This is a genomic window from Oceanobacillus sp. FSL K6-0118 (assembly GCF_038006665.1).
Taxonomy (GTDB): Bacteria; Bacillota; Bacilli; order Bacillales; family Amphibacillaceae; genus Oceanobacillus; species Oceanobacillus caeni.
Genome location: NZ_JBBOVR010000001.1, coordinates 3,162,055 through 3,176,700, shown reverse-complemented (window position 1 = coordinate 3,176,700; position 14,646 = coordinate 3,162,055). Strand labels below are relative to the sequence as shown.

The 14,646-nt window shown below is 36.7% G+C and carries 18 protein-coding genes; 14 read left to right on the top strand and 4 right to left on the bottom strand.

Translation table 11 applies throughout. From position 1 onward, the window contains the following. Positions 1-16 precede the first annotated feature (16 nt). From MHI02_RS16085 to MHI02_RS16050, 8 genes are all read left to right on the top strand, one after another. On the top strand, positions 17-694 hold the full coding sequence (locus MHI02_RS16085) for a Yip1 family protein (RefSeq protein WP_047184176.1): 678 nt from the start codon (positions 17-19) through the stop codon (positions 692-694). After that, positions 694-1,824: an efflux RND transporter periplasmic adaptor subunit gene (locus MHI02_RS16080; RefSeq protein WP_052771636.1), complete on the top strand. Its 1,131-nt coding sequence runs from the start codon at positions 694-696 to the stop codon at positions 1,822-1,824. The genes MHI02_RS16085 and MHI02_RS16080 overlap by 1 nt, the downstream gene beginning before the upstream one ends. Next, positions 1,821-2,522, top strand: a complete 702-nt coding sequence (locus tag MHI02_RS16075; RefSeq protein WP_047184175.1) for an ABC transporter ATP-binding protein — start codon at positions 1,821-1,823, stop codon at positions 2,520-2,522. The genes MHI02_RS16080 and MHI02_RS16075 overlap by 4 nt, the downstream gene beginning before the upstream one ends. Beyond that, the gene (locus MHI02_RS16070; RefSeq protein ID WP_047184174.1) at positions 2,519-3,709 is read left to right on the top strand and encodes an ABC transporter permease; all 1,191 of its coding nucleotides are present in this window, start codon (positions 2,519-2,521) and stop codon (positions 3,707-3,709) included. The genes MHI02_RS16075 and MHI02_RS16070 overlap by 4 nt, the downstream gene beginning before the upstream one ends. Positions 3,710-3,909: 200 nt before the next feature. Further along, complete coding sequence (locus MHI02_RS16065; RefSeq protein WP_047184173.1) at positions 3,910-4,194, top strand: hypothetical protein; 285 nt, start codon at positions 3,910-3,912, stop codon at positions 4,192-4,194. A gap of 29 nt (positions 4,195-4,223) precedes the next feature. Then, positions 4,224-4,676 carry a regulatory YrvL family protein gene (locus MHI02_RS16060; protein ID WP_047184172.1) on the top strand — a complete coding sequence of 151 codons (453 nt, stop codon included), beginning with the start codon at positions 4,224-4,226 and terminating at the stop codon, positions 4,674-4,676. A gap of 143 nt (positions 4,677-4,819) precedes the next feature. Further along, the gene (locus MHI02_RS16055) at positions 4,820-5,068 is read left to right on the top strand and encodes a hypothetical protein (RefSeq protein ID WP_047184171.1); all 249 of its coding nucleotides are present in this window, start codon (positions 4,820-4,822) and stop codon (positions 5,066-5,068) included. Further along, entirely contained in the window at positions 5,065-5,496 is a 432-nt protein-coding gene (locus tag MHI02_RS16050; protein ID WP_047184170.1) for a retropepsin-like aspartic protease, read from the top strand. Before MHI02_RS16055 ends, MHI02_RS16050 begins: the two co-directional genes overlap by 4 nt. 413 nt (positions 5,497-5,909) lie before the next feature. Here MHI02_RS16050 and MHI02_RS16045 read toward each other — a convergent pair whose 3' ends face one another. Beyond that, positions 5,910-7,052 carry an AbrB family transcriptional regulator gene (locus MHI02_RS16045; protein WP_111014449.1) on the bottom strand — a complete coding sequence of 381 codons (1,143 nt, stop codon included), beginning with the start codon at positions 7,050-7,052 and terminating at the stop codon, positions 5,910-5,912. A gap of 255 nt (positions 7,053-7,307) precedes the next feature. On the opposite strand from MHI02_RS16045, the gene MHI02_RS16040 reads away from it, so the two are divergent. Continuing rightward, positions 7,308-8,180 (top strand): LysR family transcriptional regulator, encoded by an 873-nt coding sequence (locus MHI02_RS16040; protein WP_047184169.1) that lies wholly within the window; start codon positions 7,308-7,310, stop codon positions 8,178-8,180. A 276-nt stretch (positions 8,181-8,456) separates the two neighbouring features. Here the strand turns inward: MHI02_RS16040 and MHI02_RS16035 are convergent, their stop codons facing one another. The 3 genes from MHI02_RS16035 to MHI02_RS16025 form a co-directional block, all read right to left on the bottom strand. Continuing rightward, positions 8,457-9,215: an HAAS domain-containing protein gene (locus MHI02_RS16035; RefSeq protein ID WP_047184168.1), complete on the bottom strand. Its 759-nt coding sequence runs from the start codon at positions 9,213-9,215 to the stop codon at positions 8,457-8,459. Continuing rightward, positions 9,208-9,552: a PadR family transcriptional regulator gene (locus MHI02_RS16030; RefSeq protein ID WP_047184207.1), complete on the bottom strand. Its 345-nt coding sequence runs from the start codon at positions 9,550-9,552 to the stop codon at positions 9,208-9,210. Before MHI02_RS16030 ends, MHI02_RS16035 begins: the two co-directional genes overlap by 8 nt. A 253-nt stretch (positions 9,553-9,805) precedes the next feature. After that, positions 9,806-11,152 (bottom strand): alkaline phosphatase, encoded by a 1,347-nt coding sequence (locus MHI02_RS16025; RefSeq protein WP_047184167.1) that lies wholly within the window; start codon positions 11,150-11,152, stop codon positions 9,806-9,808. A 208-nt stretch (positions 11,153-11,360) separates the two neighbouring features. On the opposite strand from MHI02_RS16025, the gene MHI02_RS16020 reads away from it, so the two are divergent. The 5 genes from MHI02_RS16020 (at position 11,361) to MHI02_RS16000 (ending at position 14,381) form a co-directional block, all read left to right on the top strand. Next, on the top strand, positions 11,361-11,840 hold the full coding sequence (locus MHI02_RS16020) for a GNAT family N-acetyltransferase (RefSeq protein WP_047184166.1): 480 nt from the start codon (positions 11,361-11,363) through the stop codon (positions 11,838-11,840). A 169-nt stretch (positions 11,841-12,009) separates the two neighbouring features. Next, a complete protein-coding gene (locus MHI02_RS16015; RefSeq protein ID WP_047184165.1) occupies positions 12,010-12,486 on the top strand; it encodes a DUF2975 domain-containing protein in 477 nt (158 codons plus the stop codon). A 10-nt stretch (positions 12,487-12,496) separates the two neighbouring features. Next, positions 12,497-12,718 carry a helix-turn-helix domain-containing protein gene (locus tag MHI02_RS16010; RefSeq protein WP_047184164.1) on the top strand — a complete coding sequence of 74 codons (222 nt, stop codon included), beginning with the start codon at positions 12,497-12,499 and terminating at the stop codon, positions 12,716-12,718. Between the two features lie 39 nt (positions 12,719-12,757). Beyond that, positions 12,758-13,588 (top strand): DUF817 domain-containing protein, encoded by an 831-nt coding sequence (locus MHI02_RS16005; RefSeq protein WP_047184163.1) that lies wholly within the window; start codon positions 12,758-12,760, stop codon positions 13,586-13,588. A 25-nt stretch (positions 13,589-13,613) separates the two neighbouring features. After that, the gene (locus tag MHI02_RS16000) at positions 13,614-14,381 is read left to right on the top strand and encodes an isoprenyl transferase (RefSeq protein ID WP_047184162.1); all 768 of its coding nucleotides are present in this window, start codon (positions 13,614-13,616) and stop codon (positions 14,379-14,381) included. Positions 14,382-14,646: the final 265 nt, after the last annotated feature.

The following is a 14,646-nucleotide window of genomic DNA, read 5'->3' as shown; positions in this document are numbered from 1 at the left end:
AAAGGATGTAAGTACAATGTCAGAAGTAAAAAATTTAGAAACGGAAGAGAAAATTGTGGAGAAGCCCTCTATATTTGGAATGATTTGGAGCCCAATCGAACAGTTCGAACGGATTAGGGAGCGTCCAAGGATTTTGGGACCAATGGCAATTATTATCGGTTTATTTATTGTTGGAATGCTGATTACGATGTTTAGTGTAGACACTGGACTTGAAGGTTTATCAAATGGGGAAATGGCTGGTTTTGCAGTATTTCTAGCAGTAACTTCGGGGATTTTAGGTGTAATTGCACCCATTATCGGAACTTTAATCAGCAGTTTTATTTATTGGATTATCGCAAAGTTAGCTCGATCGGAAGTATCTTTTAAGCAATTATTTTCTATGTGTACATACATAATGATTATATCTGTCTTAGGTTCCATTATAAATGGAGTTGGTATTGCTATCCTTGGTGGAGATGGGGAAACAATGTTTACTAGTTTAGGATCGTTTATTCCAGTAGAGGGTGCAATCGGCGGTTTACTAAACAGTATCGAACTGTTTGGGATTTGGGGAGTCATTCTTGCAGCGCTTGGATTGAATAGAGTTGCGAATTTTTCGAAGGGATTGGCATGGACGGTTTCTATTGCGTTCTTTGTTATCGGAGTTGTCTTCGCTATGATTGGCGCTGCATTTAGTGGAATGGTCGGTGTCTAATGGAAATGGAAGCGAAAACGAAGAAGAGAAAAATATGGATTGCGATAGGTATTGTAGCTATCATTGTCGGATTTCTAGGAATAAATATTTGGGTAAACGCTGATGAAAGCAATCTTACTGTTGAAGTGACGACATTAAAAGAAGAAGAGATTACGGATAAGGTGTTGACACAGGGTACATTAAAACTTGCTGAAGAACAAACCGTTTATTACAGTCCTGACAAGGGAGAAATTGCAGAAATTCTTGTCAACGAAGGAGATGATATTGAGAGAGGAAAAGCACTCCTCACATATAAAAATGATCAGCTAACATTAGAACAAAGACAGAATGAACTTGAACAACAATCTGGAATTTTGCAGAGTAATAGTTTAAGAGAGCAGCATAAGGAAATTGATAAACAAATCGAAGAAGATAAAGAAAATAAGATGTTACAGGAGGAACATGATCAGATTAAGTTACAACAACAACAGGCGAATATTGAATTAGAACAGCTTAAATTACAAAAAGAAACCATTAATCAACAAATCGCTGATTTAAAGGTAGTAAGTGATATTACCGGAAAAGTGGTTGAAGTAAATGAACAGGCTGCCTTTACTTCAAATCAAATGGAGCAACAACCGCTTATCCGTATTGGATCACTTGATCAGCTGATTGTTGAAGGGTCCGTATCAGAATATGATGCTTTGAATATAAAGGACGGTCAAACAGTCACGTTAACCTCTGATGCGATTCCAGATGAATCATGGACAGGAACAGTTAGCCACATATCCTATCTACCAAATGATACAGGTGAAATGGGGATGGATGATGGAACTACAGGCGTTCAGTATCCAGTAACAGTCACCGTGGACGATAAAGATATTGGTCTAAAACCGGGGTTTCAAATGACTATGGAAATTAAAACGGATGAACATAAGGCGAACACACTCCCGATCACTGCAGTACAACAAGAGGAAGATGATAATTATGTTTATGTTGTCGTGGAAGGCAAAGCCGAAAGACGAGAAGTAAAGGTAGGCACCGCATCTCTTAAGACAATCGAGATTAGCGATGGAATTACGGATAAAGATCAAGTAATTATAGACCCAGCAGAGAACATCAAAGATGGTATGGATGTGTCGGTACAATGATACGTTTAGAGTCTATTAGGAAAAGCTATAAATTGGGTAAAGAGGATGTTGATGTTCTCAAGGGGATTGATTTAACGATAAATAAAGGTGAATTTACCGCTATTATGGGTCCATCTGGTTCAGGAAAATCAACGATTATGAATATTATTGGCTGCTTAGATCGTCCGTCAAGTGGTGACTATTTTTTAAATGAAAAACTCGTGTCTGAGTATGATGATAAAGCACTTGCCCGAGTACGAAATCAATCGATTGGTTTTGTCTTTCAACAATTTCAATTATTACCACGCTTAAATGCATGGAAGAATGTAGAGCTTCCGATGATTTATGCAGGCTTAAAGAAAAAGGAACGCGAGGAGCGGGCCAAAGAGGCACTGGAAAAAGTCGGACTGGCTGATCGTATGTATCATTTGCCAAATGAATTATCTGGTGGACAAAAGCAACGTGTCGCCATTGCTAGAGCAATTGTTAACCAGCCAGATCTCATTTTAGCAGATGAGCCAACAGGGGCACTTGATACTAAAACAAGTGTACAAATTATGGAACTTTTCACGATGTTAAATCTTGAAGGTACCACGATTGTAATGGTTACACATGAGCAAGAAGTCGCTGTATATGCACAAAGACAAATCCATGTTCGTGATGGATTATTAAATAGAAATAAGCAGGTAGTTGTTGATGAGGGGGAGAAGCTTCAATGAGTATCTTAGAAAATATGAAAATGGCAATCTCCTCCTTGTTATCACATAAAATGCGTTCGATTTTAACAATGCTTGGGATTATCATTGGTGTTGGTTCTGTTATTGCCATTGTCGCCATTGGACAAGGCGGAGAGGCAATGTTAAAGTCACAGATTGTTGGCACAGGAAACACAGTAGAATTATACTACATGCCATCCGATGAAGAGATACAGGCGAATGCGAATAGTTTTATGTCTCCGTTTACACAAGATGATATTAAAGCGATTGAAACGATTCCAGAAGTAACAAATATTGTTGCAACAAGTAGTAATTTTGGTAATATACGAAATCGGGAAGATACGGTTGAAGCCTATATTACTGGAATAAACCAATCCTATTTAGATGTGAATGAACTAAAAGTAGAAAGTGGAAGAAACTTACTTGCAACGGATTTCCTTGGTGGTAGTCGAACGGCTGTTGTAAGTGCTTCGTTTCGTGAAGAGTTATTTGACGGGGAAGACCCGCTTGGTGAAGTAATTCATATTGAGTCCCAGCCCGTTGAAATTGTCGGGATCTTAGAGGAACCAACTGGCTTTCTTTCCTTTGGATCAAATGATGTGTATATTCCTTGGAATACATGGCGAAGTATTTATGCGAGCAATGATATTAGTCAAGTCACATTACAAGCCGAAGATGCTGATGCATTACAGGAAGTTGGGGCTAAAGCTGCTGATATGCTAAATCGGATTCATGATACAGAGGAAGCCTACCAGGTGATGAATATGGAAGAGATTGCAGCAGGACTAGGACAGGTAACACGTATTATGACCATCATTATTGGTAGTATTGCAGGGGTATCCTTATTGGTTGGTGGAATTGGTGTGATGAATATAATGCTCGTTTCTGTTACAGAAAGAACACGTGAAATTGGTGTCCGTATGTCTTTAGGTGCAACTCGGGGGCAAATCTTATTCCAATTTCTTGTTGAATCGGTAACCCTCACACTAATTGGTGGCGCCATTGGGATCTTTTTAGGGACAGGGGTTGCCAATGTCGTTTCTTATTTTGCTGGCTGGCCACCACTCGTATCATTCCCAGTTATTATCGGTGGATTATTATTCTCGATGATCATTGGGGTTATCTTTGGAATCTTACCTGCGAACAAGGCATCTAGCCTAGATCCTATTGAGTCATTACGTTATGAATAACGTGGGTATTTTAAAACCTCATTTGGTATAGGTCTTGATCCAAAAGCTACAATGGAAATAATTCGTTTGTTAAAGTTAAATGTCCCAAGTATAAGAAAAACTGACACATTTGCTGAGAGACGAGCGAATGTGTTAGTTTTTACCTAACGTTTTTGTATAGAAAGTAGAGGTATAAACTTTATCAAAGGAGGATGCTAATAATGGAGTACACTCTTATATGTATATCTATTCTACTAGTATTTATGGTTATTTCTTTATTTATTAAACTGGATAGATTAGAAGGCCGTATGAAGGCTATGCAGTACAAGCTAGATCGGCTAGTTAAACAATCGGATATACCGGAAAATCCAATAAACGATGATTTGCGTCAACTTATAAAAGAAGGTAAAGATGTAAAAGCGGTTAAAAAGGCTAGAGAAACTTTAGGTCTTTCATTGGTTGAAGGAAAGCAATATATTGATAAATTGAAAATGGAAGATACATAATCCTTAATATACAAGGGAGAAACAAACCTATGCCTGAACATAAAAATGATTCATTTCGTAATATGAATATAAAAGAAAAGATGGCAACAATTTTAGGAATAGCACTTCTCATAATCCTGGCAGTGGGTTTTGTATTTGGGCTTTTTTTCTTTGGCTTGGCGGGAATATTTGAATTACTTGATGTACGATATGAATCCATCTGGTCATTGGTTGTTTTCGTTATCAACTTCATTATTCTAGGCATCATTGTTGAGTTATTTTCTAAAGTAATTTTCAAGCTGTCCGTCCGGAATATAACAGGTAAAAGAAAGGTGATTTTGATTCGAGCCATTATTGAAGGCACATCGAATTGGTTAGTTCTGTTTACGGTGGATGAGCTTATGACAAGTATTGCACTTTCCTTGAAAACAGAGATTATTATTGCATTGCTGCTTACTGTAATAGAGATTGTTTTTGATGGAGATGACGACGATAAAGAATAAGTTGCTAATATTAATTGATTATGGTAAGGGGTTTATAATAAAATAATTAAGTTTTAGTTTTGAACAAATAATTATTTATAGTCTTTTGTGTATGATAATTATAATATCTCTATTATAATTAGAAATAAGAGGAGGGGTGCTAAATGAAATGGCAAGAGGTAAGGGAATTATTCCCTAATCAGTTTCTTTTAGTTTCAATTCTAGATTATCATTATGAGAATGACAAGAAGATAGTTGATGAAGTAGCACCAATACGTACAATTGATGATGAAGATGCAACTAGAGAATTTTTTAAAGCTAAAGAAGGAACCGTAGTATACCATACAGCAAATGAAAAATTTGTAATTCACATTCGTAAGGATCCTTTAATGAAAGTGAGAAGGCTGCAGTGAACATATTATTTGATGGACAACTTATTACTACTTCTCTAACTATCAATTATCGTGGAAACTCAACCAGAATTGACGATGTAATAATTGATACTGGTTCATCTCACACGGTTATTTCCCCAGATGTATTAGAAACCATTGGGGTGAAATATGAAAACGGCGATACCATTTATGAGGCATACGGGATTGGTGGTAGTGTTCCGTTTTATACAAAAGTTATGGATGAAATACGGATTGGTACATTTATTATAAAGAACTTTGAGTTGGACGTAGGAATGTTACCCGCAGAACATAGTGGGTTACTTGGTTTGGATATTTTAAAACCAAATAAATTTATACTTGATTTAGATAAGCTAGAATTATATCAATCAAAGGGGAACAGGAATTTAGAGTCAAATTTCTGTTACCCTATTTTTATGTTAATTCTTTGAATATAAAAATTCTATTATTAAAATATCTACAAGCACATTTTCGTGAATGGAGTGATTACGGAGCAAACATAATCTCTGTATCTAAATAAAGATACCGTATCTTCTGATAAAATTACAACGAATACTAGAGGAAATTACGCCATTGAAGAAGTTTTCTAATTCTCTAGAAGCAATGAGAGAATATCAGGCACTTCATCGTGAAGATCCAAAAGGGAATTATATGTACTTCATACTAACCGTAAAGAACCTAATATTATTGAGAAAAAATGGTTAAGAACAGGTCAATAGATATCAAGAAACACAGCGATACTAATATCACTGCGTTTTTCTATGCAATTTATCATTTATTTACTGTTTAATTTAAACGGTAAACTCTTTTTTTATTGGAGAAAAATACAAATTTCGCATCAATTCTAAGCAGATTCATGCGTATACGCCCCCTTTTTCATCTCCCAATAATTTAACCATCGAAACAATGGCGGGAGTATGATACAAACAGCGATGATCCTTAGTACTTGCACAGCCACGACAAATGTAGAATCTGCATCAAGGACGATTGCAGTAGTAGTCATTTCTGCTATTCCGCCCGGGGCAAATGCTAAGGCGGATGTGATAAATGATATACCAGTTAGCAATGAAACGATATAGGAACAGGTGAACATAGAAATGATAAGGCCAATGGTACCTAAAAGGGATACGACTAAGGTTCTCTTTAATCCGCTGAACATATTTTTATGAAAACGAGAGCCGATGCTTGCGCCGATGAAAACTTGTGACAAAATCATAAGCACATGTGGCCACCAAAATATAAGGTCGTGCCCGATAATAATGGAACCAAAGGACTTAACAGCTGCAACACTTACCATACTTCCAAGCAGCCATGGGGCAGGGAATTTTAAAAATTTACCTAAATAATACCCAAGCCATGCTATCACTATGAACACAATCATCCATAGTACCTGCTCTGCTTCAAAGGGTGGGGTTGCTGTTGAAACGGGATGACTAGCTACTGAACTAGTATGATTAACAAAGCTCATTGAGAGAACGACCGGTATGGTTAGCACAACTAAAAATATACGCATGGTCTGAACAATGCTGACAATTCCGGTATTAGCACCTACTTCTTCCGCAATACTTGGAATCGAGGATAGACCACCAGGTGCAGTTGCGAAAAAACCAGTCAACATATCCAAGTTCGTGTATTTCCATACAATAAATCCTGAAAGTAAAGCGAAAACAATGGACAAAATAAGCATAACAATGATCGTCAGCCAATTTTCCCCGAAAATGTATAACACGGAACTATTCATTTTCCGTCCAAGTTCTATACCTAATATAAGCTGGCCGACATGTAACCAAATCTTTGGTAACCCTTTTTGTTTGTGAAGTGCTGGTACTTGCAATAATTTTGGGTAGAAAATAGAAAGCAAGGTCGCCGTGAGAAGTGTCCCAATCATCCAACCAATTGATAGACCTGTGAGCGAAAGAAGAAAACCTCCTATTCCACTTATGATGACAAACCCGACAAATCGAAATACAGATTTACCTTCCATCATTGTAAAACCTTCTTTTTAGTTTTTTGGCAGATAAAAAGGTATAAACCTTTTTATCCTGGGGCTCCAATTACTCGCCCACCGTAAACTTGCATAAGTACAACTAAGGCATTCGTCCAAAGGCTTGGCAAATGCCAATTTTCTAAGATACTAACTTTTACGTTTTACATCCAACATAGTATACTTTTAGAAATAAATAAAATATTGAATTTGCATATTTATCTATAACAAAAGTTGATGGCTGATGAGGTGATTCATTTGATTGAACGAGATTGGCTAGTTTTGCAAACGCTCTACAATGAGAAAAACATTACGAAAGCAGCGCAGAGATTATATATATCCCAGCCTGCCTTGACAAATCGCATCCAACAATTGGAAAAGGAATTTGGCGTACAAATTGTAAACAGAGGAAGACGAGGTGTTCAATTTACACCACAGGGGGAATATCTAGCAACCTGTGCGCATGATATGTTGTTGTCCATTCAAAGGATGAAAGAAAATGTCCAGAATATGGAGAATAACGTGGCAGGAACATTAAGGTTAGGTGTTTCTAACTTTTTTACCGATTATAAGCTTCCCAACCTATTAAAGTTATTCAAGGAACAGTATCCTAATATTGAATTCAAGGTAACAACAGGCTTTAGCAGTCATATTGCACAATTAATTTATCAGCAGGATGTTCATATCGGTATTGTAAAAGGGGAATACAGCTGGGAAGATAAAAAACACTTATTATTAGAAGAGACGATATGTATCGCCTCTAAGGAAAAGATAGATATCCAGGATCTTCCCCGTTTACCTAGAATTGATTACCATTCTGACACACATTTGAAAGCTTCTGTTGATCATTGGTGGTCTGAAAACTTTACCCAACCGCCATTAGTCAGTATCGAAGTAACGAAAGCGGACACCTGTAAAAAAATGGTTGTGAACGGATTAGGTTATGCCATTTTACCAAGTATGTCGCTAAATGACGTAGATGATGTGTACAAATATGTAATAAAAATGAAAGATGGAAAGCCAATTCTGCGTAAGACATGGATGCTATACCATGAGGATTCTTTAAAGTTAAATATTGTGAGGGCATTTGTTGATTTTATAGAAAGTGTTGACGTGGAGAATAGAATTTAGTCTATTAGCATCCGAATGGGAGCACCGATTTTTGAAAGATATATTAGAGAATTACCCCACCTTAAGTTTCTAGAGAAACAAAGGAGATAGGTGGGGATCAACTGTCCATAAAGGAAGGAAAACCCCCACCTAAGGAAGTCTGCTTTATCATATGAGCGTATATTCATCAATATCATTAACTTTCTTGTATGAATATCTTTTCAAATGTTTCAATAATACACCATGGGATGCCTTTATTCGATGATGATAATGGACTTGTTATTTCAGTAGACATATCTATTTATTCTTCTCTAGTTTAAACATTATCCAAAGGTAAATGCCAATTCCACCAAAGGTTATGATTGAATTTAAGATTAGTTGTGTTTCATATTCCAATGATGTTAGGTTTAGTAAATAATTAGGTAGTGTTAACATTGTCACTACGATAATTAGAAGCCAAGTTTTCGCCCAAAGAGACATTCCGATAATAAATAGGGCTGCAATAATAGCAATAATTATGCTTCCTGTATTGCCCAAATAGATGATAGGAGTATTGATGGATCTATTTAAGAAAATCAAACCACTAAACAAAAGCATTGGCAGTAGAGCTATAGTAAACAATATTAATCCCTGTATTTTAATAGATTGATTTGATTTGGAAATGTATTTAAAACCAGTAAATACAGAAGCAATAAAGGTTATTGTAATAACAATGTATCCGACAATTTCCAAGACAGAGTAGGAGAGATTTCCTTCCAATAAATCGGGTAAAATATTTATAAACAAGGCCCCAAAAATGATTAGGCAAATGTATTTGAACCATGTTCGATAGTCAATAATCATTTCATTAGAAATCATTTCCATATATTCCTTCGGTGATTTCCCAATAACTTTTTCAATGGGTTTTCCGTTTTTTTCAGCTTCGGATAAGTGGATTTCTAATTCATTCACAATTCCTTCAATTTCATCCCATCTTTTTCCACTTGAAAATAAGTAAACACGTAAGTTTTCCAAGAACTCTTGGCTTTTTTTAGAAAGTTTTAACTCATTACTCAATGATTTCATCTCCTTTTGTATATTCTGTATCTGACTCACAATCCAACACTTTGTTAACATTAGACTGTAAATTGTTCCAGCGTTCTATAAATTTATTCAATTCCAACTCCCCTTTTGGAGTTAGTGAATAATATTTCCTTCTTGGTCCTGCTGTGGATTTTTTTAAGGTGGATGTAACTAATTCTTCCTTTTGCATCCGCAATAACAAAGGATAAATTGTACCCTCACTAAAAGAGTGAAAACCATAACTACCAAGTTTTTCTGCCATTTCGTAACCGTACACTTCTGTATCTTTGATAATTGCCAGCAAACAGCCATCAATGATGCCCTTTAGCATTTGTGTTGTCGACAAATCTTTCACTCCTTTTCCACTAACTTGTAATGCAAGGGTTATGATTATAGAATATCTTGTATTACATGATATATAGAGGATAGCATTATTAGCCTTGTAATGCAAGGTAAGTTTCTAAGGAAATCGATATAGTAAAGGTTCCACATGATAATCCGAATACCCATTAAAATTAAGTAAGAAGATTAAAAAGTCTCCACATGTAGTGATATCATGTAAGAGACCTTTCGCAGAGTTCTTCTTATTTTATCTTCATCATTTCTGCAATCTTTTTAGGTAAATCGGTGTTATCATGGAACCCTAAAAATTTCTCGGATTGTGGTCCATACACATAAAGCGGGATATCTACACCGGTATGATTGGTGCTTGTCCAGCCAACACTCGCATGTTCACTTGTAACTGTATTAATTGCTAAAGCTGCATCCTCTGCTTCTTGAACTTTTTGGACTTGTTGTTCAGATAATGTAAGTCTAGTATGTCCTTCAACCACTTCACGAACATTAGAACGATCATCATTTAACTGGCTTGCCATGTAATCCCCTGTAGCTGTAACATTTTGTAATACGTCCAAATTCAATTCCATGGATCCATTTGCCCCAGTCGTCATTCCGCCTGTGTCATGATCACCGCCAACAACAACTAATGTTTTCCCATCTTCTTTAGCAAATTCTATCGCTTTTTCAACTGCTTCTTCAAAAGCTGCTACTTCAGACATAGCCCAAGCAGCATCATTCGCATGTCCTGCCCAGTCAATTTGGCTTCCTTCCACCATTAAGAAAAAGCCATCTTTATCTTCTTTTAATACATTTATTGCTGTCTCTGTCATTTCAGCAAGACTAGGTTCTTTTGTATCACCACGATGTAACTCAGGTGCTAATGCTTCGTTAGCAAATAAACCAAGTAATTTATCTCCATCTTCTACATTTAGGTCTTTTACATTCGTTAATTCGTTGCGAGTCTCTACGATTTCAAAACCTTGTTCTTCTGCTTGTGTAAGTAGGTTTAGTTCCTCTTGGTTTCCGCCCTCAGAGGCTGGAAGAAAGTTATTTTTTCCTCCGCCAAGCATGACATCTACATCACTAGCAATAAGTTGTTTGGCAATTTCTGTTTCATTGTTTCGGTCATCCACATGTGCAGCGAATGAGGCAGGAGTTGCATGTGTAATGGTTGCGGTTGCTACTAATCCAGAAGATCTGCCATCTTTTTCAGCAGCTTCTAGAATGGTTTCTACCTTGTTCCCTTTTGTATCAAGTCCAACTACACCATTATTTGTTTTGATCCCTGTTGCCATCGCTGTTCCAGCAGCTGCAGAATCGGTAATGTCAGAGTTTGCTGATTTCGTAGTATACATCCCTTTTAAATGACTATCCCAAATGGCATCTTCGCCTTTGAACAAACGATAATTCGCAGCATAGTCACTACTAAATCCATCCGGAATCATATATATCACATTTTCTACTTTCCCATTATTTCCATTTCCATTTCCCTTACCGGCATTTTCTGGTTTAGCTGCATCTGCTGTTCCAAGATTTACCCCGGAAAATACAAGTGCTCCACTTAAAGCTACAATACCTAGTTTTTTTAACATCTAATCTCTCCTTTTCCAAAATCTATTACACTTATAGTTTAATAGATATATATTGATAGAGAGTTAATAGAAAGTTAATGGTTTATAAAGAATATTCATACTAAATGACTAGTACTTTTTGAAGGAAAATGTAGAAAATACTGTTAAAATCCCATTCATATTATGCTAACATTACCTTAATACAGTTAAGTGATAGGAAGGTTAAAACATGCATATTCGTGAAATCGAAGAAAAAGACAATCATACAATGGAGCAAATTATTAAACGCTCACTGGAATCGTTTGATTTAAACATTCCGGGAACTGCCTATTTTGATCCTGAGCTTGGCAAGTTAGCACAATTTTACAAGCAACAATCAAATGCTAACTATTGGGTAGCAGTGAATGAACAAGATGAAGTGGTAGGTGGTGTAGGTATTGCACCATTTGCACAGAAGGAAGGGGTTTGCGAGCTCCAAAAGCTATACATTACACCGAAGTCACAAGGAATAGGACTGTCGAAGGAACTGATGAAAGTAGCTCTCGACTTTGCTAAGGAGCATTATTCATACTGTTACTTAGAGACATTAAAGAAACTCGAAACAGCTAATCTCCTTTATGTTAAATTAGGATTCAAATCACTAGAAAAACCTCTAGATGGTTCAGAGCATGGAGCTATGGATGCGTGGTATATAAAAGAATTATCGTAAAGATGGTAGAAGCATTTCTTATTACAGGAATGCTTTTTTTCTGTATCTAAAGTGAATAGAGAATCAAATCACAATAAATATATAACAGAAAACAATATTTTTTTATTGTAAAACGATTAATAAAATAGTAAAATCATTCTTGAAAATAATTTAGTGAGGTGTTTTTTTTATGAAACAAGTTTCTACACTCTTTTTAAAAATAGCCGTTATTCTTCTTGGAATACCAGTACTTGCTTTGGGGGGATTTGGGTTACCTTGGTTAGTGAATAATCCTGTAAATCCAGATTATGCCCATTTACTGTATCCGATTGTAATAGGAATCTGTATATCCGTGATTCCTTATTTCATAGCTTTGTATCAGTCTTTTAAACTATTAAGTTACATTGACAAGAGTCAAGCTTTCTCGGAATTGTCTGTTAAGGCTCTAAAAAACATTAAATTCTGCGCCATGACAATCAGTGGTTTGTATGTGGTTATGCTGCCATTTGTTTATGTTGTAGCAGAGCTAGACGATGCGCCAGGGCTTATCATAATTGGAATGGTTCCTATTTTTGCATCACTGGTTATAGCTGTTTTTGCTGCTGTTCTTCAAAAACTATTAAAAGAAGCTATTGATATCAAATCTGAAAATGATTTAACGGTCTGAGGTGAATGACATGGCAATTATAATTAATATTGATGTAATGTTAGCGAAGAGGAAAATGAGTGTAACAGAACTGTCGGAGCGGGTTGGAATTACAATGGCTAACCTTTCTATATTGAAAAATGGAAAGGCAAAGGCAATCCGATTATCCACTTTAGATGCAATTTGTAAGGCACTAGATTGTCAACCAGGGGATATTTTGGAATATAAAGGTGATGAAGAAACGGAAGGGTAATAAGGAAACCACTTGTAGGGGAAAAGGAGAGTAGATAGGATGAACGTAACCATTCAACAAGATGCTCAGAAAAAAACAGTGAGGGCATCCATCTCAAGAGCATTCAAACAACTCATTCTCTTTGGTTGGGAGCAGGCCTTATCCTGTTTGTTTCCTGTCGTTATTTTTGCCTCTTTGGCCATTACGCAAATGATTCCACTACCTTTCCTACCGCGGTATGATTGGTTACTCATCCTTTTTCTTTTTATGCAAGGCTGGATGGTACGTTCAGGGCTTGAAACGTGGGATGAACTAAAGGTTATCACATTGTTTCACTTGATTGGGCTTGCTCTTGAAATTTTTAAGGTACATATGGGCTCTTGGGCTTATCCGGAGGAAGGATATTTCAAAGTTTTGGGAGTGCCGTTATATAGTGGGTTCATGTATGCAAGTGTTGCGAGTTATCTCTGTCAGGCATGGAGAAGGTTAAAAGTTAATCTGGTTAAATGGCCACCGTTTATAGTGGTTGTCACTCTTGCAGCTGCGATTTATTTAAATTTTTTCACTCATCATTTTTGGATTGACATCCGCTACTGGTTAGCCGGACTTGTCATTATTGTCTTTTGGAAATCATGGGTCACATATGAGGTGGGTGGAACTCGTTATCGTATGCCAATCGCACTTTCTTTTGTGCTCATCGGATTTTTTATATGGATAGCTGAAAACATTGCAACGTTCTTTGGAGCTTGGAAATATCCAAACCAAGCTGATGCATGGAGTCTTGTACATATAGGAAAGGTGAGTTCATGGGTTTTACTCGTGATTGTTAGCTTTCTAATTGTTGCGACGTTAAAACAGGTGAAAGGTAAGTTCCGTGAAGGTAGTAGTTAAAGAACAACATTTGAGGGGATAGACAATGTTAATGAAAATTCCTTTTTTCAATAATAAGCAATTGCAATCGAAAGAAAACTATCATAATACGGGAGGTAGTACACCTGACCATGTGGCCATCATTATGGACGGAAACGGACGCTGGGCCCAAAAGCAAGGCATGCCCAGAGTCGCTGGCCACAATGAAGGGGTATCTGCAGTTGTGAAAATTGTCAAGGCAGCAGTCAAATGCAAGGTAAAGGTTCTTACACTTTATACCTTTTCCACGGAAAATTGGAAACGTCCTAAGCTCGAGATAGACTTTTTAATGAGACTTCCTAAGGAGTTTCTAAATCATTATTTGCCTGATCTTTTATCTAATAATGTACGAGTTGAGGCAATTGGTGATCTGGGAAAACTTCCAGCCTATACACGTCAAGCTATACAGTACGCAATCAATCGTACCCGGGACAACGACGGTCTTCAACTGAATATTGCAATCAACTATGGAAGTAGATATGAGATTCTGAATGCCATGAAAGAAATTCACCTGGATGTAAAAGCTGGAAAATTGTCACTGAATGAACTGGATGAACAGCAGCTTTCAGGATACTTATACACAGCTGGTATGCCAGAACCTGACCTACTTATTCGCACCGGCGGGGAAAAACGATTGAGCAATTTCCTTCTATGGCAGCTTGCCTATACGGAGTTCTGGTTCACCGATACACTGTGGCCGGATTTTTCAGAGAAGGAATTTCTGCATGCGCTTGAAGAATATCGGCAACGAAAGAGAAGGTATGGCGGAATATAAGTTGGTTTATAGAGGAAGAAAAAATAAGAAAATCAGAAGATAATATAATAAAATGGGAAATGTGAATTTACAACGATAAACATTTTTCAACAAGTCTTAGCGGTAAGTGTAAAGTTTTCTATAAAGGGAATTACAGGTTAATTAATAAACCTGTATAAACTCCTTAATGTTAATTTTCAATCAAAATGGTTTATCATATAAATAAAAGAATGTTGAAATAAAGGTGACCACCAAGAGAAGGTGGTCTATATCGAAGCCATTGGAA

What these genes read in the sequence shown, in the direction of transcription:
- MHI02_RS16085 (WP_047184176.1), top strand. Translation starts at nt 17, where the DNA reads ATGTCAGAAGTAAAAAATTTAGAAACGGAAGAGAAAATTGTGGAGAAG.
- MHI02_RS16080 (WP_052771636.1), top strand. Translation starts at nt 694, where the DNA reads ATGGAAATGGAAGCGAAAACGAAGAAGAGAAAAATATGGATTGCGATA.
- MHI02_RS16075 (WP_047184175.1), top strand. Translation starts at nt 1,821, where the DNA reads ATGATACGTTTAGAGTCTATTAGGAAAAGCTATAAATTGGGTAAAGAG.
- MHI02_RS16070 (WP_047184174.1), top strand. Translation starts at nt 2,519, where the DNA reads ATGAGTATCTTAGAAAATATGAAAATGGCAATCTCCTCCTTGTTATCA.
- MHI02_RS16065 (WP_047184173.1), top strand. Translation starts at nt 3,910, where the DNA reads ATGGAGTACACTCTTATATGTATATCTATTCTACTAGTATTTATGGTT.
- MHI02_RS16060 (WP_047184172.1), top strand. Translation starts at nt 4,224, where the DNA reads ATGCCTGAACATAAAAATGATTCATTTCGTAATATGAATATAAAAGAA.
- MHI02_RS16055 (WP_047184171.1), top strand. Translation starts at nt 4,820, where the DNA reads ATGAAATGGCAAGAGGTAAGGGAATTATTCCCTAATCAGTTTCTTTTA.
- MHI02_RS16045 (WP_111014449.1), bottom strand. Translation starts at nt 7,052, where the DNA reads ATGATGGAAGGTAAATCTGTATTTCGATTTGTCGGGTTTGTCATCATA.
- MHI02_RS16030 (WP_047184207.1), bottom strand. Translation starts at nt 9,552, where the DNA reads ATGCTAAAGGGCATCATTGATGGCTGTTTGCTGGCAATTATCAAAGAT.
- MHI02_RS16025 (WP_047184167.1), bottom strand. Translation starts at nt 11,152, where the DNA reads ATGTTAAAAAAACTAGGTATTGTAGCTTTAAGTGGAGCACTTGTATTT.
- MHI02_RS16020 (WP_047184166.1), top strand. Translation starts at nt 11,361, where the DNA reads ATGCATATTCGTGAAATCGAAGAAAAAGACAATCATACAATGGAGCAA.
- MHI02_RS16015 (WP_047184165.1), top strand. Translation starts at nt 12,010, where the DNA reads ATGAAACAAGTTTCTACACTCTTTTTAAAAATAGCCGTTATTCTTCTT.
- MHI02_RS16010 (WP_047184164.1), top strand. Translation starts at nt 12,497, where the DNA reads ATGGCAATTATAATTAATATTGATGTAATGTTAGCGAAGAGGAAAATG.
- MHI02_RS16005 (WP_047184163.1), top strand. Translation starts at nt 12,758, where the DNA reads ATGAACGTAACCATTCAACAAGATGCTCAGAAAAAAACAGTGAGGGCA.
- MHI02_RS16000 (WP_047184162.1), top strand. Translation starts at nt 13,614, where the DNA reads ATGTTAATGAAAATTCCTTTTTTCAATAATAAGCAATTGCAATCGAAA.